Genomic DNA, 24463 nt, shown 5'->3' with positions numbered 1-24463 from the left:
GTCCCATTGCGGTATTCCCCTTGGTGCAGCGCACACAAAATGGCTGGACGGCGCGCGCGGGGCCATGCTTGGGCGGCGGCCGGGGGGAATGGGGGACACATGCACACAGGGGAATCGGAACGACCGATTCAACGCGCCGCCATCCTGCCCTGGCGCGACCGGGCCTGGCCGATCGGGCCTGACGAACGCCGCAGCCGCATCGAACATGCCCGCGCGCTGGCGCTGCTGGCGGGGCTCGACGCGCTGCTCGTCACCGCGCGCGACAGCCTGCGCTATTTCACCGGAATCGACGCGGTCGCGCTCGCGGCCGACTGCGGCTGCCGGTGCGGATGCGGCACCGCGCCGCTGGCGCTGCTCCTCCCGGTTCGCGGCGATGTGTGGATCAGCAGCGCGCGCACGGCCGATGCGCTGACGGCGGCGGGCCTGATGCTGCCGATCGAGGCGCGCGGCTTTCATGGCGCTTCGGCAATGGCGGCGGCGCTCGCCGATGTCCTTCCCCGCGGCGCGACGCTCGCGATCGACGGCGTCGCCGATATCGCCCTCAGCCGCGCACTCGCCGCGCAGGGGCTCGTCCTCGCCGACGGGACGCCGTGCGTCACCACCTGCCGCTGGGCAAAATCGCCGGCGGAGATTGCGTTGATCGGGCAGGCGGCGGCCATGGCGCTCGCGGTGCAGCACCATGCCGCCCGCGCGCTGCGACCGGGCGTCGACGCGGCCGAGGTCGAACGCTTCATCGTCGCGGCGCACCGGGCGATCGGCGCCGACGGGCCGGGCCAGGCGAGCGTCGCGTTCGCCGACCGGGGCGCGGGCACGACCATGGCAGACGCATCGCACCGCATCCTGGGCGAACGTGCGCTCGTCCGCATCGCCAGCGCCTGCGCGGTCGACGGCTATCACGGCGCCGTCACGCGTACCTTCTGCTTCGGCGATCCCGTCGCTGCCGATCTCGACCGCTTTGCCGCGGTCCGCGCGGCGCAGACCGATTTCGCTGCGCCAGCTCCGCAGCCGGGCACCGTCGTGCGGACCGAACGGCGGATCGGATTGGGACTGGGGCCGGCCCTGCCCTGCGGCACCATCGGCATGCCGATGGAGGTCTCCGGCGCCTGCTACGCCGTCGCCGCCAGCATCGCCGACGATGACGGTTTCACGATCGCGGTGGAGGATTGCTTCCACACCACCGAAACCGGCCCTGCCGCCTTCACGCGCCCCCAGCCCGCGCTCGACCGGCCGTTCGACTGATCGCCGATCCGCATTCCGCCTTGCCCGAACTTGGGTTAGGCTGGCCGGCGGAGAGGATAAAAACAATGACCAGCAACGACCCGGGGGGGCGGGCGGAGGCGATCAGCTTCCGTCAACTCCGGCTGTTCGAAAGCATCGGCCGTCACCAGAGCCTGCGCCGCGCGTCGCTCGACTATGGCCTTTCGCAACCCGCCGTGACGCAGGCGCTAGCCAAGCTGGAGGTCGCGGTGGAGGCGCCGCTGATCGACCGCGACAGCAGCGGCAGCCGTCTCAACGGCTTCGGCGAGATCCTGCACCGGCGTACTGCCCGCATGTTCGACCAGATCGCCGCCGCGCTGACCCAACTGGGCGTGCCCGGCGACCGCCAGGCGATTGCGGCGACCGCGCGCCGGATCACGCGGGCACAGGCGCGCGGGCTGGTCGCGGTGGTCGAGACCGGATCGTTCGCGCGCGGTGCCGAACGGCTGGGGCTGTCCCAGGCCTCGCTCCACCGCGCCGCGCGCGAACTCGAGGCCGAGCTGCGCCGTCCGCTCTGCCACCGTACCGCGACCGGGATCATCGTCTCGCCCGCCGCGATGGCCTTTGGCCGACGCCTGCGGCTGGCGGTGCAGGAGCTCGCCTGGGGGCTGCGCGAGATCGCCTGCGCACGCGGCGCCTGGGGCGGCAGTGTCGCGCTCGGCACCATCGCTGCGGGCGATTCGCTGCCGCTGGGTTCGGCGATCGAGCGTTTTGCGGGCCGCCACCCCACCACAAGGCTGCGGATCGTCGAAGACGGCGCCGAGGCGCTTTTCGCCCAGTTGCGCGACGGCGCGCTCGACCTCGTGCTCGCGCCGCTGCCCGAACATGCCGACGGACTGGCGGGCGAGCCGCTGGTGCCGGCGCGCTACGCCGTCGCGGCGCGGCGCGGCCATCCGCTGCTCGCCGAATCGACGGTGCCGCTCGACCGGCTGCGCGAGCAGGAATGGATCATGGGCGCCCCGGGTGCGAGCCGCCACACCTGCTTCACGCGGCTGTTCGCCGACGGGCCGATGCCGCACGCGCCGATCGCCACCTGTTCACCCGCAACGATGCGCCAGTTGCTCGCGGGCAGCGACCGGCTGGCGTTGCTGACCGAACAGGAACTGCACGACGCGCAGGGCGTGGTCGAGCGCATCGCCTTCGGTCCCGTCGGCGCCGCGCCGCCGCTTGGAATCGTCACGCGTGCGGACTGGCTCGGCACGCCGCTCCACGACGCCTTTGCCGAGCTGCTCCGTAGCGCCACGCGCGCGCCGGTGGCACACGCCGCGCTCCGCCGCACCGGCTGAGCCGCGATCAGCGTTCGCGCCCCGCCGTGCGGCGCACCGCCTCGATCGGGCTCAGCAGATAGTCGGCGAGCGAACGGCGCCCGGTGCGGATGTCCGCCGTCGCCGCCAGGCCGGGGGCCAGCGGCACCGTGGTGCCGTCGCGAACGATGCTGTCGCGCGCCAGTGCCACGCGGACGATATAGACCAGCCCCTGCTTCTCGTCCTGCACCGCGTCCGAACTGATCCGCACGATCCGCCCGGGGACGGTGCCGTAGCGCGTGAACGGAAACGCCTCCAGCTTCACCGCCGCCGGCTGCCCCACCGCCACGAACCCGATGTCGCGGTTGGCGACCATCACCTCGGCGACCAGCGGGCCGTGCGCGGGCACCACGATCATCACGGGTTTCGCCGCCTCCACCACGCCGCCCAGCGTGTGGACCGCCATCTGGGTGACGGTGCCGTCGACGGGGCTCGTCAGCCGCTGATAGCGCATTCGCTGCGCCGCCTTGGCCACCTCCTCGCGCCGCAGCCGCACCTCGTTCTCGGCCTTGGCGAGGTCGCCCAGCACGCCGCTGCGCGCCTGTGCCGCGGCCTCGGCGCCGCTCGCCCCCGCCACGCCGATCTGTGCCGCCGCCCGCCGCGCCGCAGCAAGCGCGGCATCGCGGTCGCGCACCGCCGCCAGCCGTTGCCGCCGCATCTCGATCACTTTCAGCTTCGAGACATAGCCCTTTTGGAGCAGCCGTTCGTTCGCCGCCACCTGCTGATCGATCAGCGGGATCGTCTCGGTCAGCTTGGCCGCCTGGATCTCGGCCTCCGCCCGCGCAGCCATCGCGGCGCTGCGGTCGGCGCTGTGCGTGCGGATGCCCTCGCGGATCTGGTCGAGCTGCGCCTGGGCAAGCGCGCGCTGCGTCGCCAGCGTCTCGGGCGCCGTCCCCGCCGGCAGGTCGAGGCGCAGCGGCCCGCCGTCGAGCGCGGTGAGCACCGCGCGCAACCGTGCGGCATCCTGCTCGGCCGCAGCCAACGCCTTGGTCGCCTGGCTCGCCTCGGCGGTCGAAAGCGTGGGATCCAGCTCGACGAGCAATTGCCCTGCCCGCACGCGTTCGCCGTCGCGGACATGGATCGCGCGCACGACGCCCGCTTCGGCGGGCTGGACCAGCTTGACGTCCTCGGCCGGCACCAGCCGTCCGGGCGCCGAGGCGACGATGTCGACCTGCCCCAGTACCAGCCACACGAGCATCACGGCCAGAAGCGCCAGCAGCACCCAGGCGGTGATCCGCGCGGTGGGCGATACCGGCCGCTCGATCACCTCCAGCGCGGCGGGCAGGAAATCGCTCTGTTCGACGCGCAGCCGTGGATGCGCCGCGGCATGGGCGCGCTCGTTGTCCACCGCGTCGCGCACGGCCAGCCAGTGGCGGCGCAGCGCCTTCATGCCGCCCCGCCCCCGCGCAGCCCCATCTGTCGCGCATGGAGCCCGGCATAGCGCCCGCCCAGCCGCAACAGCTCGTCGTGCGATCCGATCTCGACGACGCGTCCCTTTTCCAGCGTCATGATCCGGTCGCACTGGCGGATCGCCGACAGCCGGTGCGCGATGATGATGACGGTGCGGCCCTCGGCAATCGCGTGCAGGTTGCGCTGGATGATTTCCTCGCTCTCGGCATCGAGCGCCGAGGTCGCCTCGTCGAGGATCAGGATGCGCGGGCCGGTGACGAGCGCGCGCGCGATCGCCAGCCGCTGCCGCTGCCCGCCCGACAGGTTGACGCCGCGTTCCTCGACCGGCGTGTCATAGCCCTGCGGCAGCCCGACGATGAACTCGTGCGCGCCCGCCAGCCGCGCCGCCGCGATCACGCGTTCGATCGGCATCACCGGGTCGGCGATCGCGATATTCTCGCGGATCGTCCGGTTGAACAGCAGGTTCTCCTGCAACACCACACCGATCTGGCGGCGCAGCCATGCGGGATCGATCTGCGCGATGTCGACGCCGTCGATCAGGATGCGCCCCGCCGCGGGCAGATAGAGGCGCTGGAGCAGCTTGGTCAGCGTCGACTTGCCCGATCCCGACGATCCCGCAATCCCCAGCGTCCCGCCCGCGCGCAGGTCGAAACTGACACCGTCGATCGTCCACGGCCCCTCGGCCGCATAGCGGAAGCGGACCTGCTCGAACCGGATCGCGCCGCGCAGCGCGGGCAGCGCGGTGCGCGATCCCGCGCCGGGTTCGGGCGGCTGGTTGAGGATGTCGCCCATCCGCTCGACCGACAGCCGCACCTGCTGGAAATCCTGCCACAGTTGCGCCAGCCGGATCACTGGTCCCGACACCCGCTGCGCGAACATGTTGAACGCGACCAGCCCGCCCACCGTCAGACTGCCCGCGATCACCTCGCGCGCGCCGAAAAACAGGATCGCGGCCAGGCTCAGCTTGGAAATGAGCTGTACCGCCTGACTGCCGCTGTTGCCTAGGTCGGTGACGCGCTGGCTGGCGACGCTGTATCCGGCAAGCTGCATCTCCCAGCGGTCCTGCCATTGCGGCTCGACCGCCGCGGCCTTGAGCGTCTGGATGCCGGAGACGCTTTCGACCAGCAGCGCATTGTTCGCCGCCCCGCGCGCGAACTTCTCGTCGAGCCGGCGGCGCATCGGTCCGGTGACGAGCATCGACACCGCGACATAGGCGGGCAAGGTGACGAGCACGATCAGCAGCAGCGTCGGCGAATAGAGCCACATCGCCGCCAGGAAGACGATGGTGAAGGCGGGATCGACCAGCACGCTCAGCGACGCATTGGTCATGAACTCGCGCACCGTTTCGAGCTGGCGCACGCGCGTCACCGTGTCGCCGACGCGCCGCCCCTCGAAATAGGCGAGCGGCAGCCGCATCAGATGGCGGAACAGCCGCGCGCCCAGCTCGACATCGAGCTTCTGGCTCGTTTCGGAATAGAGCCGCGTGCGCAGCCAGCCGAACGCCACCTCCCACAGCGACACGATCACGAAGCCGATGCTCAGCACCTGCAACGTCGCCAGGCTGTTGTGGACCAGCACCTTGTCGACGACGTTCTGGAAAAACAGCGGCGCGGCAAGCCCCAGCAGGTTGATCGCCAGCGTGATGAGCAGCACCTCGCCGATCAGCCGCCGGTATTTGACGATCTGCGGCACGAACCACGTCATGTCGAACGCACTGGCGGCCACCGCGACCGCCTCGCGCGTCGTCACCAGCACCAGCTCGCCCGACCAGCGCGCCTCCATCGCGGCGCGGTCCAGCCGCTCGACCGGGCCGCCCGGATGCTGGATCGCCGCGGCATCCTCGCCCACCCGGCCGACGACGAACCACCCCGCCGGTCCCGTCGCCAGCACCGGCATTGGCAACCGCCGCAGCCGGTCGAAATCGGCGCGGATCGCCCGCGCGCGCACGCCCTCCATCCGGCGGGCCAGCCGCACCAGATCGCCCGGCGCGACGGCGCGGCCATGCCCCAGTTCGTGGCGAAGCTGGGCGGGATCGACCGCGACGCGATGGTGTGCGAGGAGCAGGGCCAGCGCGACCAGCCCGCTATCGGCCAGCCCCGCCGAACCCGCAGCGCCCGTCGTTCCCGCCCCGGCGCCGGTCGCGTCGGTCGCGTCCGGCCCCTCCGCGCGCTGCGGCGGCGGATCGGCGGCGATCACCCTGCCCGGCTCTTCCTCCACGGCCAGCCTCCGTCGCGACACCGGCGGCGCTCCGGCAACGCGCAGGACGCACCGGAAGGCCCCGTCATTGCTCGATCCGCCTATGCGTGCGCCAGCCGCCGCACCTTGGCCGCGCGCACGCGGGCGAACGCCAGTGCAAACGCCTCGGCGCGCGATTCGGCGCGCATCAGCCCGTCGAATTTGGCGGTCCACTGCTCGGCGAACCCGGCCACCTTGCCATAGCTGTTGTCGAGCAGGACGTGCGGGATCCCCATCAGCACCGACAGGATATGCGCGTGCAGCCGATCGGTGACGACGACCTCGCCCTGCCCCAGCATCGCCAGCCCGCGGCGCAGCCGCCATTCGGCCATCCGCCGCTGGCGCAGCGCCCGCATCGCCAGCGGATCGCGCACGAACAGCCGCTGGAGCTTGATCGAAACGCGCAGGTTGCGCTTCTGCGCGGCATCTTCGACCAGCCAGTCGTCGGCGAGCACGCCGGGGGGCAGCGGCGCGTCGTCGCCCGTGTCGGCACGCTCATGGTCGGTGCGGAGCAGCGCGAAAACGGGGACGCTCGCCGGCATGCGCGGCTGGCTGCCCAGCATCAGCGCCGCGTCGGGGCACAGCACCACCGGACATTCGAAATGGTCGCGCGCAAAGGCGAGCGAGCGAAGGTCGCGAACCAGCAGCGTGAAATTGCCGTGCGCGCGGATCGCCGCCGCCATCTCGCGCGCGGCGTCGGCGGTGGCATAATGGATCGACTGCGGCATCTGCACCACCGGGCGCCCGCGAAACCGTTCGAGCAGGTGCAGGCGAAAGGCTTCGTGCTTGGGCCACAGCGTGCCCATGTTGCCGCCGCCATGGATCAGGATCGGCCCCTCGCCCGCCGCGACCTCCAGCGCATCCGCGTCGAAATCGACGATCGCCGAGCTATAGGCGGGCATCCGGTCGCGCGCCTTCAGATAGGCGATCTCGCCCAGCCAGATCGCCGAATCGCCGACATTGCTGTGGTCGGGAAAATCGACCAGCGCGACCGGGCCGGGCGGCAGCACCGAATCGAGCGCGCGTTCGAACCGGGCGGCGAGACCGGCGACGATCGCGACCGCGCTGAGCTTGTCGGCCTGGGGGGGGACGATGGACGGGTGGGCGATGGTCATGTCCGGGCCTTTCGTGAACGCAGGAACAGGGTGGCGGCGCGACCGCGCCAGACGGGACTGATCGCCAGCAGCACGCCGGCGTAAACGAGCGCGCCGGCGGCGCTCAGCCCCAGCATCGTCGGCCAGGCGCCGAAACGCGTGCCGATCCCGCGCAGCGCCGCCGCCAGCACGACGCCCATCACGGTCGAGGCGATCAGCGGGCTCGCAATCGCCCGCCAGGTGTCGGCCGGACCGATTCCCGAGGCGCGGCGAAGCAGCCAGACCTGCAACGGCAGCGTCAGATAGGCGCGCACGACATAGGAGATCGCCACCGCGAACAGCCCGAACGGCAGCGCCGCCAGCGTCAGCGCGACTCCCAGCGCCAGCTGCGTCGTCGAAAGCCCGATCAGGCTGCGCGCGCGTCCCAGCGCGCTGAGCGAGGGCGAGGCGAAGAAGTTGAGCGTGAACGGCAGCGCCATGAAGGCAAAGATCTGCGCCATCGCCCCCGCATCCGCCCATTTGGCGCCGAACACCGTCGGCACCGCGATCGGGGCGAGCGCGCCGAAGCCGACCAGCGCGGGAAAGGACAGCGCCGATGCCTGCGCGATCATCCATTGATAGGCGCGCCTCAGGTCGCGCGGATTTTCTTTCACGCGCGACAGCGTCTGCACCGCAACCTGGGTAAAGGGCTGGATCGCCCCGCGCCCGATCAGCTCGACCGTGCGCCAGGCGGTGCGATAGATGCCCACCGCCGCCAGCCCGATCCCCGCGCCGATCGCCATTTCCTGCACGCGCACCGTCGCCAGGAACACGAGCTGGACATAGATCAGGCTGCCGTTGAGCGTCAGGTTGGCGCGCAGCACCGGCCATTCGAACTGCCAGCCCGGCTTCCAGTCATACGATGCGCGCGACAGCACGACGCCCGCGATCTCGGTGACGAGCCGCTGGATGACGAGGCTCCACAGCCCCAGCCCCGCAAACGCCGCCGCGATCGCGCATCCGCCGCCCAGCAGCCCGCCGACCACCGATCGCAACGCCGTGGTGCGGTGGCCGAAGTCGCGCAGTCGCAGCGCCATGTGCGTCCCGCCCAGCGCCGAGATCGGCAGCACCAGGCTCATCACCGCCAGCGGGAGCGCGATCCCCGGCGCGCCCATCGCGTCCGCGATCGGCCGGGCGAGCAGGATGATCCCCGCCGCCGAAAGCACCGAAAACCCCTGTTGCGCACGATAGATGGTGTCGAGGAACCCGGGCGTCAGCACCGTCTGGCGCGCGATCGTCTGCACCAGTCCCGCGGTGGCGATGATGCGGAACGCCTCGGCGGTCATCGCCATGATCGAAAATGCGCCGATGTCGGCCCGCGACAACAGCCGTGCCAGCACGACGAACACGATGAACGAGAAAAGCTGGTCGGAAAGGAAGCGCACGACCGTCCAGCCGATCGAACGCTTGCTGCGCGATCGAAGCGTGGCATCGAAGCGTCCGGGCAGTTCAGCGTTCAAGCAGCCGCCTCGCTTTCAGCATCCGCACGCGCATCCGCTCGATCCCGCGCCACGCCCGCTGCGCCATCGTGTGATAGGCGGGATCGGCCTTGGGCGCGAAGCGTGCGGCGCCGATGTCCGACGCGACGCTCGCCTCCAGGATCGGCGCGGGGTGCAGCGCCAGGTTGGGAACGCCGTGCGCCCACGAACGGTCCATCGCGTCGTCGATCGGGCGCCGCACGACGCGGCAATGCTCGGCAAGCCGGCGCGCGCCGTCGCGCGTGATCGCATAGCCCTGCGTGCCATAGGCGAGCCCGATCAGTTCGACGATCGTGCGCGAATGCTGCAGGAAGTCGCGCCGCACCACGCGCTGAAAGGTGGGCCGCTTCGAATAGAGGCGCAGATAGTCGACGCCGATCGCATGCAGGTCCACGCGCGCCAGCCGCTCCAGATAGGGCCAGTCGACAACGGTGTCGTCCTCGAGCACGATCGCCTGCGCGATGCCCGCGCGCGCCATGTGCTGCCAGATCGCGAAATGGCTGGCGTAACAGCCGATCTCGCCGCGCGTCAGCGCGCGCCCCTTGTTCCGCCGGATCGCGGCCTCGTCGATCTCCATCTCCGCGACAGGCCCGGTGCATGCGTCGAAAAACTGCCAGTCGAGCGCCGTTTCTTTCGCCATCGAAACAAAATTGTCGCGCCTCGCCCGCGCCGTTTCGAGCGAAACCACAAAAACCTGTGAAATGCCGCTCAACTCGGGCATCGTTGCGACCACGTAACACGCCTCCTCGATACAGTTCCCGCATTGCATATCGCAACGCAGCATAACCGTTATGAACGGCATACTCTTTGGTAACGGCGCTTTCTCTTCACGCGAAGCCGTTATTAAATCGGCCCACCGCCCCAAAAGGGCATCTCATCTTCGCACGCGCCGCATCATGTTGACCTCGCCGCGCTTCCGCCGATGGTGTGGTGCGGCAACATTCGAGCGAGGCAGAAACGACGATGTACCAGGTCTCGGTGGTGGTGCCGGTGTGGAACGGCGCGGCGGTGATCGCTCGCTGCCTTGACGCATTGCAGCGTCAGACCTTGCCGCAGGATTCGGTTCAGATCATCGTTGTCGACAACGGTTCGACCGATGCGACGGCCGAGATCGTGCGCGGCTATCCGCGCGTGCTGTTGCTGCACGAGCCCACGCCCGGCTCCTATGCCGCCCGCAACCACGCGCTCGCGCACGTCGCCGCGCCCGTCACGGCGTTCACCGACGCCGATTGCGTGCCCGAACCCGACTGGCTGGCGCAGGTCCTCGCCGCCGCGCACGCCAATCCCGGCTTCGGCGTGCTCGCGGGCCGCATTGAGCTGTTCGACGAGGTCGCGGCCGAGGGGCAGGCCTTTGGCGACTACGAACGGCTGTTCAGCTTCCCGCAGGCGCACGCCGCGCGTGGCAATTGCGCCACCGCCAACTGGGCGAGCGAGACCGCGCTGCTGCGTCGGCTCGGCGGGTTCGACGCGACGCTCAAGTCGGGCGGCGACCGCCAGATGGCGTTGCGCATCCGCGAATCGGGCCATCCGCTCGTCTATGTCCCCGCGATGGTCGTCCGCCATCCGGTCCGCGCAAGCCGCGCCGAACTGGTTCGCAAGCGCCAGCGGCTCAGCGGCGGGCGCTGGGATCGCACGCGGCGCAGCGGACGGCTGGCACGCGTGCTCGCCGTCACCGCGGTCGACACGGTCCGCCGCCTGCGCCGCGCGGCGATCTCACCGGGCTTGTCGCTGCGCCGGCGACTGGGGGTGATGCGGCTGACGATCGCGCTCGCGGGGGTTGCGGTGGGCGAATTCGTCCAGCTCGCGGCCGGGCGCAAGGCGGCACGCGACTGATGGCCCCGCTCGACATCTCGGTCGTGATGCCCCTGTTCAACAAGGGCACGCACGTCGCCGCCGCGATCGACAGCATCCGCGCGCAGACGCTCGCGCCGCGCGAGATCCTGGTCGTCGACAATGGCTCGACCGACGGCGGCCGCGCGATCGTCGCCGCGATGGGGGATCCGCACATCCGCCTGCTCGACCTCGCCCGCCCCGGCCCCGGCGGCTATGCCGGGCGCAATCTGGGGGTCGACCATGCGCGCGGCGACTGGATCGCGTTTCTCGATGCCGACGATCTGTGGGCGCCCGATCATCTGGCGAACATGGCCGCCGCGGTCGCCGTCGATCCCGGCGTCGGCGCGGTCACGACGCGCTTCGTCCATGCCTTTGCCGATCGGGCCAAGCTGCAACGGATCGCGCCCGCGCTCGAAGCGCCGGTGAGCCTCGATTTCGCGGGCTTCCTCCGCGCCTGGCTGGCGGTGCGCGAATGTCCGATGTGGACCGGTGCGATCGCGATCCGGCGCGACGTGCTGCTCGCCGCGGGCGGCTTCCCGGACGGGCGCGCGGTGCGCGGCGGCGACAAGGATCTGTGGCTGCGCGTGATGGCCCGGACGCGGCTGCGCTACGATCCGGTGCCCAGCGCCACTTTCCACCGCGATTCGGAAAACAAGGTGAGCAAGGGCACCACCACGCTCGACGTCCCGTGCCTGGTCGAAACCGCGCACGCGATGATGGCCGATGCGCCGCCCGATGTCGTCGCGCTGCTCCGCCGGCTGGTGAACCAGGAAATCGCGCACTACGCGCGTTACGCGATGAAGCATCCGGGGCGCACCGGCATCCGGTTGCGCGACGTCTGCCTTCCCGAAGGGCTGGGCACCGCCGCGCTGGTGCTCGCCGCGCGCTTCGTCCCGGCACCGCTGCGCCAGGGTGGCCATCAGTTGCGCAACCGCCTGCTCGCCCGCGCGTGAGAGGCGCGGCGATCCTCGGCCGGACGCTGCTCGCGGCTGCCGGTCTGGCCGGCTGGGCCGCCTGGGCCGGGCAATGGGTGCCGGTGCTCGACGCGCTGGCCTCGCTCGCGCCGATCCTGGGCGCGGCGGCGGTGCTGGGCGCGCTGCTGTGCTGGCGCCGGCCGGTCGTGGCGATCGCCGGGCTCGTCGTCGCGCTCACGCCCGCCGTGCTGATGATCGCCCCCGAATGGCTGCGCACGATCCCGGCCGCGGCGCCGGGCGCGCCGCCGGTGCGCATCGTCACGCACAATGTCTGGGTCGAAAACGCCGATCCCGCCGAAACCGCCCAGACGATCGTCGACGCGAACGCCGATGTCGTGCTGCTTCAGGAAATGAACGGCCGCTTCCGGCCGATGCTCGCCGCGCTGCGCCAGCACTATGCCTATGGCACCGATTGCCCACCCGGCTGCGGGCTCGCCATCCTGTCGCGCTGGCCGATCGGCGATCGCGACTATTTCTTCCGCGATCCCGCGGGCCGACGGATCGGCCCCGCGCTCGTCTGGGCGCAGATTCGCCCGGCGGGGATGCCGCCCTTCACCGTCGCCTCGCTCCACTATCCGCACCCGCTGCCCGTTGCGGGCCAGGCGCGCCGCCGCGCGGCGCTGGCCCAGGCGATCGCGCGGATCGATTCGCGGTCGCTGGTGATCGCGGGCGACATGAACCTCACCCCCTGGGCGGCGGCGATGCGCGACCAGGACCGCGCGCTCGCGCCGATGACGCGGATGACGCGCGCACTCGCCAGCTGGCGCCGGCCGCTGCCGATGCTGCCGATCGACCATCTCTATGCCGGTCCCGCCTGGGGGCTGATCGGGGCGCGACGCCTCGCCGCCACCGGGTCGGACCATTTTCCGCTGCTCATAACGCTGGGACGCCGATGAAGCCCTTGCTCGCACGCGCCTGTCTGGCCAATTTCGCGCTGGTCAACCTCGCCCTCGCCCTGCCGGCCTGGGCGCAACAGTCGGACGCGACCGACGGGCTGGGCTCGGTCAGCTCGGAAAACCCGTTCGGGCGCGATCGCAACACCAGCGTGCTCGATCGCCCGCGCCCCGACTACGTCCCCGTCCCCGCGCGCATCGGCACGGTCGAGGTGCTGCCGCGCGTCGCGCTCGGCACCGGTTATGACGACAATCTCTATGCCACGCGCGGCAACCGCGTCGACGACGCCTATCTGCGCGTCCGCCCGCGGGTGACGATCACGCGCCCCTCGCCCGATCTGCGGCTGTCGCTCAACGCCGAGCTCGACCTGCTGCGCTACGCCGACCGCGCGAGCGAGAATGCGACCCAATATGTGCTCGACGGCCGCGCGCTCTACACGATCCGGCGCGACACGACGCTGTCGGTGCAGCTCGTCAACGCGCGCTACAGCGAGGAACGCGTCTCGCCCGATTCGCCCACCGGCGTGGTCCGTCCCAACCGCTTCACGCTCACCAGCGGCAACGCCTCGTTGTCGCACGTCTTCAACCGGCTGCGCGTGCGCGGCGTGGTCGATGTCGAAAACCGCAACTATCGCGACGGCCGCTCGCCCACCGGCGCCGTGGTCGACCAGGATTTCCGCGACCGCACGACGATCACCACCACCGGGATCGGCGAATATGCGCTCAGCCCCAGCATCGCGCTGTTCCTCGCGGGTTCGTACAACTGGCGCGACTATCGCACGCGCGTCGGCCCCGTGCCCGCGCGCGATTCGACGGGCTACGAACTCACTGCGGGGTCCAGCTTCGAACTGGGGCGCAAGATGCGCGGCTCGCTGCGCGTCGGCTATCTGCGCCAGCATTATCGCGACCGCTTCTTCGACGACATTTCGGGGCTGCTCGTCCGCGGCGAGCTTGCCTGGTTCGCGACGCCGCTCGTCACCGTCACCGGCCGGGTCGACCGCACCGTCAGCGAAACCGGCGTCGCCGGCGCCGGCGGCTATCTCAAGACCACCGCCGGCCTCCGCGCCGATTACGAGCTGCTGCGCAACCTCATCTTCAGCGCGGGCGGCGAGCTCGAAAAGCGCGACTTCAGCAATATCGACCGCAACGACGATCGCTGGACCTGGCGTTTCAACGGCACCTACCTGCTCAGCCACCGGCTTTCGCTTCGCGGCGAGTTCCAGCGACGCACCCAATCGAGCCGGGGCGCGTTGCCCGGTCGCCAGTTCAACGACAACCGCATTTCGCTGGGGATCACCCTCTCAGGCATCTGACGCGGGATCGCACGACCGCCACACGACAAGCCGCCCGACGGCCGCACGACAGGGAGCCATGCCATGCCGACGCTCTATATCGCCCCCACGGTCAGCGGCGCCGGGGACGGCTCCAGCCCCGACAATGCGGCATCGCTCGCCGATCTGCCCCGGCTGATCGCCGCCGCCGGCCCGGGGGGCGAGGTGCGCATCCTCGCCGACCGCGGCGACTATGCCGCGCTCCCCGACGCCATTTCGATCGTCGCGGGCGGACGTCCCGGCGCGCCGGTGACGATCCGCGGCACCGATGCGGCGGGCAACCCGATGGCGGCGCACATCGTCGGCACCCGCCCTGCCCCGTTCGATCCCGATGCACCGTCGGGCGAGGAGGTGATCCGGCTGCTCGCAGGCGCCGACAATCTGGTCTTTTCGGGGCTCGCCTTCGAAAATGTCGGCACCGCGATCCGCGTCGGCGCCGATATCGCGAACCTGACGATCGAACAGAGCCGCGCCACCAACGTCGCGCGCTTTTTCGAGGATGTCGCCTCGGGCGCGAACACCAGCGCCACGATCCGCGGCCTCACCATCGCCGACGTCGATGTCGACGGCTATTCGAAGGGCGCGATCCGCGTCCAGTATGACAGCAGCAACATCCGCATCCACGATGTCCGCGGCGACAGCCAGTTCCAGGACGGCGACAATTTCGCCATCGGGCTGCATCTCGACGGCACGGCGCACGACGTGCTCGTCGAACGTGTCGCGATGCGCAACGCGCTCGACACCACCAACGGCTATCGCAACGGCGACGGCTTCGCGACCGAGCGCGGCACCTATGACATCACGCTGCGCGACATCATCGCCACCGGCAACAATGACGGCGGGCTCGACCTCAAGACCGACGGCATCGTCGTCGACGGCGCGATCGTCTCGGGCAACGGCCGCAACCTGCGCCTGTGGGGCGACGGGATGCAGTTGCACGACATCGTCAGCCTCGACGCCGGCGCGACGCTCCCCGGCGGCAATCGCGAGCATGTCTGGATCGCCGCGGGCGCCAGCGCGACGATCGACGACGTGCTGTTCGCCGATCCGGGATCGCCGACGCTGTTCAACCTCGCCGAACAGAACGGCCTGCTCACGATCACCGATTATGGCGCGACGCTCGGGCCGGGCTACACGCTCGTCAAGAAGGGCAAGGGATCGGTACTGACGCTGGCGGGCGAGCGCGTCGCGGTGGCGGCGGGCGGCGACGGCAACGATCTGCTGCAGGGCACCGACGGCGCCGACATGATCGGCGGCGGCAACGGGCGCGACATGCTCGTCGGCGGCGGCGGGGACGATCTGTTGCTCGGCGGTGCGGGCGACGACAAGCTCGTCGGCGGCACCGGCGACGACACGCTGGTCGGCGGCGCGGGCGCAGACATTCTGGTCGGCGGCGCCGGACGCGACCGGCTGGGCTATGCCGGCAGCGCGGCGGGCGTGACGATCGACCTCGGCCGCAACATCGCCGCCGGCGGCGATGCCCAGGGCGACCTTTTCGACGGTTTCGAGGATGTCGAGGGCTCCGGCTTCGCCGACCTGATCGTCGGCGATCGCGGTGCCAACCGGCTGTTCGGCGGCGCGGGCGACGACGTGCTGCGGGGCGGCGCGGGCGACGACGTGCTGGCCGGCGGGCTCGGCGCCGACCGGATCGACGGCGGCGAGGGTTTCGATCGCGCCGACTATTCCGACAGCACGGCGGGCATCGTCATCGACCTTGCCGCCGGGACCGCTGCCGGCGGCGACGCCCAGGGCGACCTGCTCGTCGGGATCGAGGCGCTCACCGGCTCGCGCTTCGCCGATCAGTTGCTCGGCTCGGCGGGCGGCGACGTACTCGACGGCGAGGCGGGCGACGACCTGCTCGACGGGCGCGACGGCGACGACGTGCTGGTGGGCGGCGCCGGGGCCGATCGATTGATCGGCGGCGCCGGGCTCGACACGGCCGACTATTCGGCCAGCGCCGCGGGGGTGGTCGTCAACCTCGCCGACGGCACCGGCCAGGGCGGCGATGCCGAGGGCGACCGGCTCGAATCGATCGAACGGCTGCTCGGCTCGCGCTTCGACGACCGGCTCACCGGCGACGATGGCGACAACTGGCTCGTCGGCGGCGCGGGTGCCGACGCGCTTCAGGGCAATGGCGGGCGCGACACCGCCGATTATTCGGCCAGCGGCGCTGCGGTCACGATCGACCTTGCCGCCGGCAACGGGCTCGGCGGCGATGCCGCGGGCGACACGCTGGCGGGGATCGAGGATGTCGTCGGCACCGCATTCAACGACCGGATCGCGGCCGACGCCGCCGACAACCGCCTCATCGGCGGCGCGGGCGACGACATCCTCGACGGGCGCGGCGGCGCGGATGCGCTGGTCGGCGGCGACGGTGTCGATACCGCCAGCTATGCCGATGCCGCGGCGGGCGTCGTCGTCGACCTCGCGCTCGGCGGCAGCGGCGGCGAGGCTGCGGGCGACAGCTATCAGGGCATCGAAAACCTCGTCGGCTCGGGATTCGACGACGTGCTGCGCGGCGATGCCGGTGCCAACCGCATCGCCGGGGGCGCGGGCGCCGACTGGATCGACGGCGGCGACGGCGACGATCTGGCCGATTATTCGGCGAGCGCGGCGGCGGTGCAGATCGACCTTGCCGCCGCCGTCCAGGCGGGCGGCGACGCTGCGGGCGACCGGCTGGTCTCGATCGAACGCGTCCTCGGCTCGCGCTTCGGCGACACGATGCTCGGCGCCGATACGGCCGACGTCCTGCTGGGCGGCGACGGCGACGACCGGCTCGAAGGGCGCGGCGGCGACGACTGGCTCTATGGCGGCGCGGGTGCCGACTGGCTGGTCGGCGGCGACGGGATCGACACGGCCGATTATCGCGGCAATACGGTCGGCGTCGCGATCGACCTCCAGGCCGGCACCAGCAGCGGCGGCGAGGCCGAGGGCGATCGCTTCGACGGCATCGAACGCTTCATCGGTTCGGCCTTTGCCGACACGATCGTCGGCGACGGCGGCGACCAGATCCTGATCGGCGGCGCCGGGGCGGATGTGCTCGACGGCGCCGGCGGCTTCGACACCGCCGACTATTCGGCAAGCGCCGCAGCGGTGAACGTCAACCTCGCCACCCAGGTTGCGACCGGCGGCGACGCCCAGGGCGATCAGTTGCGCGGGATCGAGGCGCTGGTCGGCAGCGCCTTTGCCGACAAGCTCACCGGCGATGCCGCCGCCAACCGGCTCACCGGCGGCGCAGGCAACGACACGCTCGACGGCGGCGCGGGTGCCGACTGGCTGGTCGGCGGCGCGGGCGACGACACCTATCTTGTCGACACGCCCGACGACGTGATCGTCGAGGACGCCGACGGCGGCACCGACCTCGTTCGCACCAGCCTCACCGCCTACACGCTCGGCGCCAATCTCGAAGTGCTCAGCTACACCGGCACGCTTGCCGTCACCGGGGTCGGCAACGCGCTCGACAACAGCCTCTACGGCGGCGCGGGGGACGACGCGCTCTATGGCCTCGACGGCGACGACAAGCTCGTCGGCGGGCTCGGCGCCGACCGGCTCGACGGCGGCGACGGCCGCGATCAGGTCGATTACACCAAATCGGCCGCAGTCAACGTCAACCTGGCGACGAACGTCAACACCGGGGGCGAGGCGGCGGGCGACCTGCTCTACAATATCGAGGTCGTCGTCGGCTCCAACTATGCCGATGTCATCACCGGCCGCGACGATCCGCTCTCGGGCGACACGCTCTATGGCCGCGGCGGCAACGACATTCTCGTCGGCGGCGTGGGCGACGACACGCTCGACGGCGGCGCGGGCGACGACGTGATGCGCGGCGGCGCCGGCAACGACATCTATGTCGTCTACGAGGCGGGCGACCAGGTGATCGAACTCGCCGGCGAAGGCGTCGACCGCATCCGCACGGCGGCCGCCGTCTACACCATGCCCGACAATGTCGAGGAACTGGTCTATACCGGCACCGTCGCCGCGACGCTCACCGGCAATGCCGGCAACAATCTGATGGTCGGGCGGACGGGCAACGACCTGCTGTTCGGCGGCGACGGCAACGACGTGCTGCGCGGCGCCGCCGGCGCCGACCGGATCGACGGCGGCGCCGGTGCCGACACCGCCGACTATGCCACCTCGGTCGGCGCGGTCTCGATCAACCTGCGCACCCAGACCGCGAGCGGCGGCGACGCGATGGGCGACATCTTCGTCAGCATCGAAAACGCGACGGGCAGCGCGTTCGACGACGTGCTCGCGGGCAGCGCGGGCGCCAACACGCTCTCGGGCGGCGGCGGCAACGACATCCTCACCGGCGACGACGGCAACGACACGCTCTATGGCGGCACCGGCAACGACCGGCTCGACGGCGGCAAGAACGAGGATACGCTCTATGGCGACGACGGCGACGACTGGCTCGTCGGCGGCCAGCAGGGCGACCGGCTCTATGGCGGCGCGGGCAACGACCGGCTGCTCGGCGATACCGAAGGCGTGTCGTCGCTCGCCGCCAAGGACGTGCTCGACGGCGGCGACGGCGACGATCTGCTGATCGGCGACGGCGCGACGCTCTCGGCCACCGGCCGCGGCGCCGACGACAAGCTTTACGGCGGCGCGGGCAACGACATCCTCGTCGGCGACGGCCAGACGCTGATGGCGGGCGCGACCGGCGGCGACGACACGCTCGACGGCGGCGACGGCGACGACTGGCTCTATGGCGACGGCATGGCCCTCGCCCCCGGCGCGCGCGGCGGGGCCGACCGGCTGACCGGCGGCGGCGGGCACGACCGCTTCGTCTTCTTCCCCGGCTCAGGCCGCGACGAGATCACCGATTTCGCGCATGGCGGCGCCGAGGCCGACCTGATCGACCTCAGCGCCTATGGCATCGCCTATGAATCGCTGCGCTTCAGCCTTGGCAGCGGCGGGCTCACCATCCTGCTCAACGACACCGACTCGATCTTCCTGCGCGGCGTCTCGGCGGTCGATCAGAACGACTTCTTCTTCGGCTGAGCGGCCGCGCGGTCGCGGTCCTCGCGCCAGCCGAGCAGCGCGCCCTCGCACGCCGCGATCAGCTCGGGCGGCGCCGCGCGGTTGATATAGCCGTCGCTGCCCTGGTCCGACAGCAGCTTGGCCGGGATGCCGCCGACGACGCCGCGCCGCGGCACGTCGCGCGTCACCACCGCATTGGCGCCGATCGCCGCTTCGGCGCCGACATGCACGCCGCCGATCACCTTCGCGCCCGATCCCAGGAAGGTGCGGTCGCCGATCACCGGCGCCCCGCGCCGCCCGCCGCGATTCATATACCCCAGCACCACGCCGTGCGTGACGTTGACGTTGCTGCCCAGCACCGTGTCGCCATGGAAATAGAACCCGCCGAACCGGTTGAGGAACAGGCCCGGCCCGATCTCGGTATATTCGGGGATGGCAAAGCCATATTTGTACCGCGCGCGCAGCAGCATCAGCTTGGCGATCGGATAAAGGCCGAAGCCCTTGAGCGGCTTGAGCTTCAGCCAGCCGCAACTGCGCATCAGCACCGTGTATTTATATCCGGGCGTGAAGGCATAATGGCGCACGAACGCGCCCAGGCTCACGCGCCCGGCATAGCGATAGAGGTCCGCCGCCAGCAGCGCGCGCAGCTTGGCAAAGCTCACCGGGCAGCCGCGCAGGTGCGGCCGCCCCGACTCATCGCTCTCGGGCTCGATCACCGTCACCGGCTCGGGCAGCACCCGCGCGACCGGCCGCTCGCCCAGCGCCGCCGTCATCAGAAATACCTTTCGGCAAACCGGATCGTGTCGCCCGGCAATACCGGGAAATCGGCGGTCAGCGGATAGACCTGTTCGCCCGCCTCGCCCGCGCGCTTCAGGAACACGCGCTTCTCGTTCGCGCGATAGGTAAAGCCCTCGGCCTTCGCCACCGCGCCGCGGATCGTCAGCCCCTGCGTATAGGGATATTCGCCGGGCTTGTTCACTTCGCCGATCACATAGATCGGGCGGAAGTTGATGACCGAGATCGAGACCTTGGGCTCGAGCAGATAGCCTTCCTTCAGCTTCGCCTCGACCGCGTGCGAGAGTTCGTCGGGCTGCATCCCCGCCGCCTGCACCGCGCCGATCAGCGGAAAGGCGATCGACCCGTTCGGCCCCACCTCGAAATCGCCGGTCAGCGACACCTCGCCAAAGGTGACGACCTTCACCTTGTCGCCGGGGGAAAGCCGGAACGCCGCCGCCGCGGGCGGGGCGGAGGCGCCGCCGGCCACCGGCTGCTGCCCCGCACAGGCGCCCAGCATCGTCAGCGCGGCGATCGCCGCAACCGTTCCGCGCAACTTCATCGCGTTCCTCCTGCCGTCATTGCCATCTCTCCCGGTTGGACGGGCACGCGCCGGGGCGTGCGCGCGTCCAGCGCCGCCTCGATCCGCGCCCAGTAATCCGCTGCCGCACGCGCGACGCCGTAATCGAGCGAACGCTGCCGCGCCGCCGCGCCCGCCGCTTCGCGCCGCGCCGTGTCGAGCATCAGTTCGCGCAACGCCTCGGCAAAGGCGTCGGTGTCGTTGGTCGGCACGATCGCCCCCGCCGCCACCGTCATCGGCCCACGCAGCGCCGCGCGCGGCCGCCCCGCCAGGATCTCCGACGGGCCGGAGGCACAGTTGGTCGCCACCACCGCGCGCCCGCACGCCATCGCCTCGACCAGCCCGTTGGGGAAACCCTCGGCGTTCGACGGCATCGCGAACAGCGCCGCGCGCGCGACGACGGCAAAGGGATTGTCGGCAAATCCGGGCATGTCGACGCGCGCGCCGATCCCCAGCGCCTGCGCCCGCTGTTCGAGCGCCGCGCGCTCCGGCCCTTCGCCCAGGATCACCAGCCGCATCGCCGGCGGCAGCGCGGCGCGCGCAAAGGCGTCGAGCAGCATCGCGAAATTCTTGTTGGGCACCAGCCGTCCCGCCGCGACGATATACGGCCCGGCGGGGACGATCGCGGGCGGCTCGGCGGCCAGCGCGGCGATCCGGTCATGGTCGACGGGGTTGGCGATCGCCGAGACGCGGGCGCGCGCGACGCCGAAATGGGCGACCAGGTCGTCGACCACGCCCTCCGACACCGCGATGACATGGTCGGCGCGCGGATAGGTCAGCCGTACCATCGCCTTGGCCAGCCGCGCCCCCGCACCGGTGCCCAGATGCGCGCTGGTATTGACGCGCTCGCTCACCAGCCAGGGGCGCCCCCGCCCCGCCATCGCCGCCGCATTGGCGACGTTGGCGCGCGTCAGGAAGCTCAGCGTCGCCGCGGGCCGCAGCCGCCCGACCAGCCGACGCAGTTGCCGCACGCTCGCGCCCAGCCGCGACCGCGCATCGAGCTGGTGCAGCGTCACCCAGTCGGGAACCGGATAGGCGCGCGGTTCGTCGTCGAGCAGCGCGAGATGCAGCGCATAGCGCTCGCGCCACGGCGACGACGCCGCCAGCAACGTGGTCAACACGCGTTCGGCACCGCCGCCCGCAAGTGAATTGATGACAAACAGGATGGGCGCCTTGTCCCGCATCGTCCCTCGCCATGTCCTCGGGGCGATCATGCTCCGGGGAATATACGTAACACGGCTGATTGCTGCGGTGCATCACGACGCCCCCGCCCCATCGTTGCAAAGGGGCGCTTCGTCGCGGCCAGAACATCGGCGCACGACAATTTGGGGTCTACATCGGATTTATTTATAACGCCTGCGGAACATTCCGGCACGACTTGGCGGCATCGGCAACGCTCCACCCGAAGCGATGCCGATGCCGCCCGTCGCGTCAGGCAAAGACGAAGTCGTTGGCGGTCAGTCCGGTGACGTTGCGAACGAAGATCGTGTCGCTCCCCATCGTCACCCGCGTGCCCCCCGCCTCGCTGGCGAAGCGCAACTGGTCAAAGCGCAGGTCGAACGCGCTCAGGTCGATGCGGTCGCCCTGCGTCCGGCTGAAATCGGTGATCTCGTCCGCCCCCGATCCGCGCGCGAAAACAAAGATGTCCGCGCCCGCTCCGCCGGTCAGCACGTCGGCGCCGCCGCCGCCGATCAGGTGATCGTTGCCGTCGCCGCCGTTGAGCTTGTCGGCGCCCCCGGTCACGCCCGCGGCCATCGTCCGTCCGTCGCCATAAAGCCAGTCGTCGCCCGCGCCGCCGTCCAGCGTGTCGTTGCCGCCGCGGCTGGTGTCGCCCATCACATCGGCATCGCCGATCAGCACGTCGTTCCCCGCGCTGCCATAGAGCTTGTCGTCGCCGCCGCGCCCGGTGCCGGTCATCGTCGCGGCGTCGCCCATCGCCACGTCGTTGCCGTCGCCGCCGTCGATCCAGTCGTTCGCGCCCAGGCTGCTCAGCGTCTCGACATCGCCCACCAGCCGGTCGGCGCCCGCGTCGCCCTTCAGCGTGTCGGACTGCCAGCCGCCGGTCAGCGCATCGTCGCCGTCGCCGCCGTTCAGCGCGTCACAACCGTTGCCGCCCAGCAGCGTGTCGTTGCCCGCCCCGCCGAACAGCGTGTCGTTGCCGTCGAGCCCGCTCAGCACGTCGCGCCCCGCGCCGCCGGTCAGCACATTGGCCAGCGCATTGCCCGTGCCGGTGAAATCGGCGCCGCCGATCCGCAGCAGATCCTCCAGGTTGGCGCCCAGCGTATAGGCCGCCAGGCTCGTCTCGACCCGGTCGCGCCCGGCATTGGCGGCTTCCACGATCGTGTCGCCGGCATCGTCGACCGTGAACACGTCGTCCCCCGCGCTGCCGCGCAGCGCATCGGCCACCGGCCGCGGCGCGAACGGAACATAGACGGTCGAGCCCGTCGACGCGCCGCCCTGGTCGCACACCAGGTTCTCGGTCGCGGTGTCGAACCCGGCCAGCCCGGCCAGCGTGCCCTTGGTCATCATCATCGCCAGCGACGAGTGGGTGAACTCGGTGCCGTTGAGCGTCAGATGCCCCTCGGACGAGATCACCTTGGTGCGCGATCCGGCATCGTCGAACCGCCCGCCGTTGATCGTCACGTTCGCCGCGCTGTCGAGCCAGAGCTGGTTCTGCTCGGACAGGCCGCCGCGCCAGGTCGGGTTGCGCCCGATCGAGTCGGTCAGCGTCGCGCTGCCCCACAGGCGATAGTTGCGGCCGTTATCCTCGCTCAGCGCGCGCAACAGCGTCGTGCCCTCGGACTTCAGGTCATATCCGCCGTCGGTGTTGCCGCGCGCCACCGTGTCGATGAAATGGATGTCGTGCACGCCGCGCTCGGTCGCAAAGCCGTCGCCGTTCAGATAGTCGCTGCTGCTGCCGGTGCTGCGGACATTCTCCACCGTCACCTTGTTCAGCGTGACGTTGTGGACCGTGCCGTCGAGATGCACGCCGATCGGCAGGTCGTCGCCCACCTGCCCGCCGCCGTCGGCATGGACATTCTCGATCACGACGTTGCGCGTGTCATATTGCAGCCGGATCGCGTTGCGCGAAAAGCCCTGCACCGCCACGTCGCGGATCTGCAAGCCGTCGACCGACGCGCTCGTCGCCGTCCCGCTCGCCAGGTCCTCGACGAAGCGCCGCACATTCTTGCCGTTGACCTTCTCGATCGTCAGGTCGGCGATGTCGGCGCCGATGCGGAAGGCCGATCCGACATTGTCGATGGCAAGGTCGCGGAACTGGAGGTGGTTGGCGCCGGCACCCAGCTTGAACAGCTCGTTGCCCGCGGCGTCGCCCGCCTTCCAGTCGGCGGGGCGGTTGCCGACGAAATGCGCCGCCATCGGGTTGCCCGCCGAATCGATGCCGCGGATCGTCACCGGGGCGCCCGCGGCGCCGCCCTTGCTGATGCCGATGATGCTGGTGACGTTGTAATCGCCCTTGTCGGCGATCAGCAGCACCTGCCCGCCCGCGCCGGCCTTTCCGATCAACGTGTTGAGCGAACCGATCGACGCAGCGTTGTTGATGTCGCGACCGCTTTTGTCGCCACATCCGGTCGGGGAGAGATACAGGTTACTCATCGGGTACAGCCTCTGGATGCCGTGGACGCGCGACCTCGCCCGCAACTTGTTGGAGTTGCAGTTATTATAGGATCAGCAGACCCCAAGTCGGGGGCGGATCACGCTGGAATTGTGCGGAGTGCCCGTCCGTGTGCGGGCGAACCCGATCTTTCGGGCGCCCTCATCCAATAACACCGTAAAAGGTGCGGAATAATCTCGTAATTCCGCCAAACGGGGAACTGCTTAGAGGAAATTGCGAGGCTCGCGCACCGCAGCGCCCCTTCGATGCCCCTCCCCGATGCCCCTTCGCAAAGGAGCTGCCATGGATCGTCGTGCTTTCCTGGAACTGTCCGCCGGCTCGGCGGGAATCGCCGCGATGGGCGGCAACGGCGCGGACGCCGGCGCGGACGCGCGCGAATCGGCGGCCGGTCCCGGCGCTGCGGGACGCCCCGAAATCGCGCTCGATCCGCACCCGGCGGGGGGCTGGCGCGTGGTGAGCTGGGATTGGCGCGACGGCGCGTGGCGTCCGTGCGTCGCGCATGCCCGCGCCGGTGCGGCGGGCTGGCACGTCGACGGGCCGGTCGCCGCGGCCGATCGCGCGTCACTGGCGGCGCGGCTCGGCGAGTCGCGTGCTGCGGCGGGGCGCGGCTGATCGGCCGCCGCCCCGGCGCGACGGACCGGCGCTAG

At 70.8% G+C, this 24463-nt stretch carries 17 protein-coding genes; 8 read left to right on the top strand and 9 right to left on the bottom strand.

Translation table 11 applies throughout. The annotated features are described in order from the left end of the window. The first annotated feature begins 99 nt into the window (after positions 1–99). Positions 100–1239 (top strand): M24 family metallopeptidase, encoded by a 1140-nt coding sequence (locus ACT3CF_RS05625; RefSeq protein WP_478420990.1) that lies wholly within the window; start codon positions 100–102, stop codon positions 1237–1239. A 65-nt stretch (positions 1240–1304) separates the two neighbouring features. After that, complete coding sequence (locus ACT3CF_RS05620) at positions 1305–2543, top strand: LysR family transcriptional regulator (protein WP_478420988.1); 1239 nt, start codon at positions 1305–1307, stop codon at positions 2541–2543. A 7-nt stretch (positions 2544–2550) separates the two neighbouring features. Here ACT3CF_RS05620 and ACT3CF_RS05615 read toward each other — a convergent pair whose 3' ends face one another. From ACT3CF_RS05615 to ACT3CF_RS05595, 5 genes are all read right to left on the bottom strand, one after another. Beyond that, entirely contained in the window at positions 2551–3951 is a 1401-nt protein-coding gene (locus tag ACT3CF_RS05615; protein ID WP_478420987.1) for an HlyD family type I secretion periplasmic adaptor subunit, read from the bottom strand. Next, the gene (locus tag ACT3CF_RS05610) at positions 3948–6065 is read right to left on the bottom strand and encodes a type I secretion system permease/ATPase (protein WP_478421369.1); all 2118 of its coding nucleotides are present in this window, start codon (positions 6063–6065) and stop codon (positions 3948–3950) included. Before ACT3CF_RS05610 ends, ACT3CF_RS05615 begins: the two co-directional genes overlap by 4 nt. Before the next feature lie 203 nt (positions 6066–6268). Next, positions 6269–7321: a polysaccharide pyruvyl transferase family protein gene (locus ACT3CF_RS05605; RefSeq protein ID WP_478420985.1), complete on the bottom strand. Its 1053-nt coding sequence runs from the start codon at positions 7319–7321 to the stop codon at positions 6269–6271. Beyond that, on the bottom strand, positions 7318–8799 hold the full coding sequence (locus tag ACT3CF_RS05600) for an oligosaccharide flippase family protein (protein ID WP_478420983.1): 1482 nt from the start codon (positions 8797–8799) through the stop codon (positions 7318–7320). Before ACT3CF_RS05600 ends, ACT3CF_RS05605 begins: the two co-directional genes overlap by 4 nt. Beyond that, positions 8789–9538 (bottom strand): glycosyltransferase family 25 protein, encoded by a 750-nt coding sequence (locus tag ACT3CF_RS05595; RefSeq protein WP_478421367.1) that lies wholly within the window; start codon positions 9536–9538, stop codon positions 8789–8791. Before ACT3CF_RS05595 ends, ACT3CF_RS05600 begins: the two co-directional genes overlap by 11 nt. 242 nt (positions 9539–9780) lie before the next feature. On the opposite strand from ACT3CF_RS05595, the gene ACT3CF_RS05590 reads away from it, so the two are divergent. From ACT3CF_RS05590 to ACT3CF_RS05570, 5 genes are all read left to right on the top strand, one after another. Beyond that, the gene (locus ACT3CF_RS05590) at positions 9781–10650 is read left to right on the top strand and encodes a glycosyltransferase family 2 protein (RefSeq protein WP_478420982.1); all 870 of its coding nucleotides are present in this window, start codon (positions 9781–9783) and stop codon (positions 10648–10650) included. Continuing rightward, on the top strand, positions 10650–11603 hold the full coding sequence (locus ACT3CF_RS05585; protein WP_478420981.1) for a glycosyltransferase family 2 protein: 954 nt from the start codon (positions 10650–10652) through the stop codon (positions 11601–11603). The genes ACT3CF_RS05590 and ACT3CF_RS05585 overlap by 1 nt, the downstream gene beginning before the upstream one ends. Further along, positions 11600–12520, top strand: coding sequence for an endonuclease/exonuclease/phosphatase family protein (locus ACT3CF_RS05580; protein WP_478420980.1), 921 nt, complete (start codon positions 11600–11602; stop codon positions 12518–12520). The genes ACT3CF_RS05585 and ACT3CF_RS05580 overlap by 4 nt, the downstream gene beginning before the upstream one ends. Further along, positions 12517–13830, top strand: coding sequence for an outer membrane beta-barrel protein (locus ACT3CF_RS05575; RefSeq protein ID WP_478420978.1), 1314 nt, complete (start codon positions 12517–12519; stop codon positions 13828–13830). Before ACT3CF_RS05580 ends, ACT3CF_RS05575 begins: the two co-directional genes overlap by 4 nt. 63 nt (positions 13831–13893) lie before the next feature. Beyond that, positions 13894–18849, top strand: a complete 4956-nt coding sequence (locus tag ACT3CF_RS05570) for a beta strand repeat-containing protein (protein WP_478420977.1) — start codon at positions 13894–13896, stop codon at positions 18847–18849. Here the strand turns inward: ACT3CF_RS05570 and ACT3CF_RS05565 are convergent. The 4 genes from ACT3CF_RS05565 to ACT3CF_RS05550 all read right to left on the bottom strand — a co-directional run bounded on the left by ACT3CF_RS05565 (position 18825) and on the right by ACT3CF_RS05550 (position 23797). Next, positions 18825–19601, bottom strand: a complete 777-nt coding sequence (locus tag ACT3CF_RS05565) for a serine acetyltransferase (protein WP_478420975.1) — start codon at positions 19599–19601, stop codon at positions 18825–18827. The genes ACT3CF_RS05570 and ACT3CF_RS05565 overlap by 25 nt on opposite strands. Next, a complete protein-coding gene (locus ACT3CF_RS05560; protein WP_478420973.1) occupies positions 19601–20164 on the bottom strand; it encodes a polysaccharide biosynthesis/export family protein in 564 nt (187 codons plus the stop codon). Before ACT3CF_RS05560 ends, ACT3CF_RS05565 begins: the two co-directional genes overlap by 1 nt. Then, positions 20161–21366 carry a glycosyltransferase gene (locus ACT3CF_RS05555; RefSeq protein WP_478420972.1) on the bottom strand — a complete coding sequence of 402 codons (1206 nt, stop codon included), beginning with the start codon at positions 21364–21366 and terminating at the stop codon, positions 20161–20163. Before ACT3CF_RS05555 ends, ACT3CF_RS05560 begins: the two co-directional genes overlap by 4 nt. A 247-nt stretch (positions 21367–21613) precedes the next feature. After that, the gene (locus ACT3CF_RS05550) at positions 21614–23797 is read right to left on the bottom strand and encodes a calcium-binding protein (RefSeq protein ID WP_478420970.1); all 2184 of its coding nucleotides are present in this window, start codon (positions 23795–23797) and stop codon (positions 21614–21616) included. Between the two features lie 301 nt (positions 23798–24098). Here ACT3CF_RS05550 and ACT3CF_RS05545 point away from each other — a divergent pair, with 301 nt between their 5' ends. Then, positions 24099–24428, top strand: a complete 330-nt coding sequence (locus ACT3CF_RS05545) for a hypothetical protein (protein WP_478420969.1) — start codon at positions 24099–24101, stop codon at positions 24426–24428. Positions 24429–24463 lie beyond the last annotated feature (35 nt).

This window comes from Sphingomonas chlorellae, from assembly GCF_056485145.1.
The sequence above is the reverse complement of the archived record's forward strand: the minus strand, read 5'-3'. Positions and strand labels throughout refer to the sequence as shown.

What these genes read in the sequence shown, in the direction of transcription:
- ACT3CF_RS05615 (WP_478420987.1), bottom strand. Translation starts at nt 3,951, where the DNA reads ATGAAGGCGCTGCGCCGCCACTGGCTGGCCGTGCGCGACGCGGTGGAC.
- ACT3CF_RS05595 (WP_478421367.1), bottom strand. Translation starts at nt 9,538, where the DNA reads ATGCCCGAGTTGAGCGGCATTTCACAGGTTTTTGTGGTTTCGCTCGAA.
- ACT3CF_RS05625 (WP_478420990.1), top strand. Translation starts at nt 100, where the DNA reads ATGCACACAGGGGAATCGGAACGACCGATTCAACGCGCCGCCATCCTG.
- ACT3CF_RS05585 (WP_478420981.1), top strand. Translation starts at nt 10,650, where the DNA reads ATGGCCCCGCTCGACATCTCGGTCGTGATGCCCCTGTTCAACAAGGGC.
- ACT3CF_RS05560 (WP_478420973.1), bottom strand. Translation starts at nt 20,164, where the DNA reads ATGAAGTTGCGCGGAACGGTTGCGGCGATCGCCGCGCTGACGATGCTG.
- ACT3CF_RS05545 (WP_478420969.1), top strand. Translation starts at nt 24,099, where the DNA reads ATGGATCGTCGTGCTTTCCTGGAACTGTCCGCCGGCTCGGCGGGAATC.
- ACT3CF_RS05570 (WP_478420977.1), top strand. Translation starts at nt 13,894, where the DNA reads ATGCCGACGCTCTATATCGCCCCCACGGTCAGCGGCGCCGGGGACGGC.
- ACT3CF_RS05550 (WP_478420970.1), bottom strand. Translation starts at nt 23,797, where the DNA reads ATGAGTAACCTGTATCTCTCCCCGACCGGATGTGGCGACAAAAGCGGT.
- ACT3CF_RS05575 (WP_478420978.1), top strand. Translation starts at nt 12,517, where the DNA reads ATGAAGCCCTTGCTCGCACGCGCCTGTCTGGCCAATTTCGCGCTGGTC.
- ACT3CF_RS05620 (WP_478420988.1), top strand. Translation starts at nt 1,305, where the DNA reads ATGACCAGCAACGACCCGGGGGGGCGGGCGGAGGCGATCAGCTTCCGT.
- ACT3CF_RS05605 (WP_478420985.1), bottom strand. Translation starts at nt 7,321, where the DNA reads ATGACCATCGCCCACCCGTCCATCGTCCCCCCCCAGGCCGACAAGCTC.
- ACT3CF_RS05590 (WP_478420982.1), top strand. Translation starts at nt 9,781, where the DNA reads ATGTACCAGGTCTCGGTGGTGGTGCCGGTGTGGAACGGCGCGGCGGTG.
- ACT3CF_RS05565 (WP_478420975.1), bottom strand. Translation starts at nt 19,601, where the DNA reads ATGACGGCGGCGCTGGGCGAGCGGCCGGTCGCGCGGGTGCTGCCCGAG.
- ACT3CF_RS05555 (WP_478420972.1), bottom strand. Translation starts at nt 21,366, where the DNA reads ATGCGGGACAAGGCGCCCATCCTGTTTGTCATCAATTCACTTGCGGGC.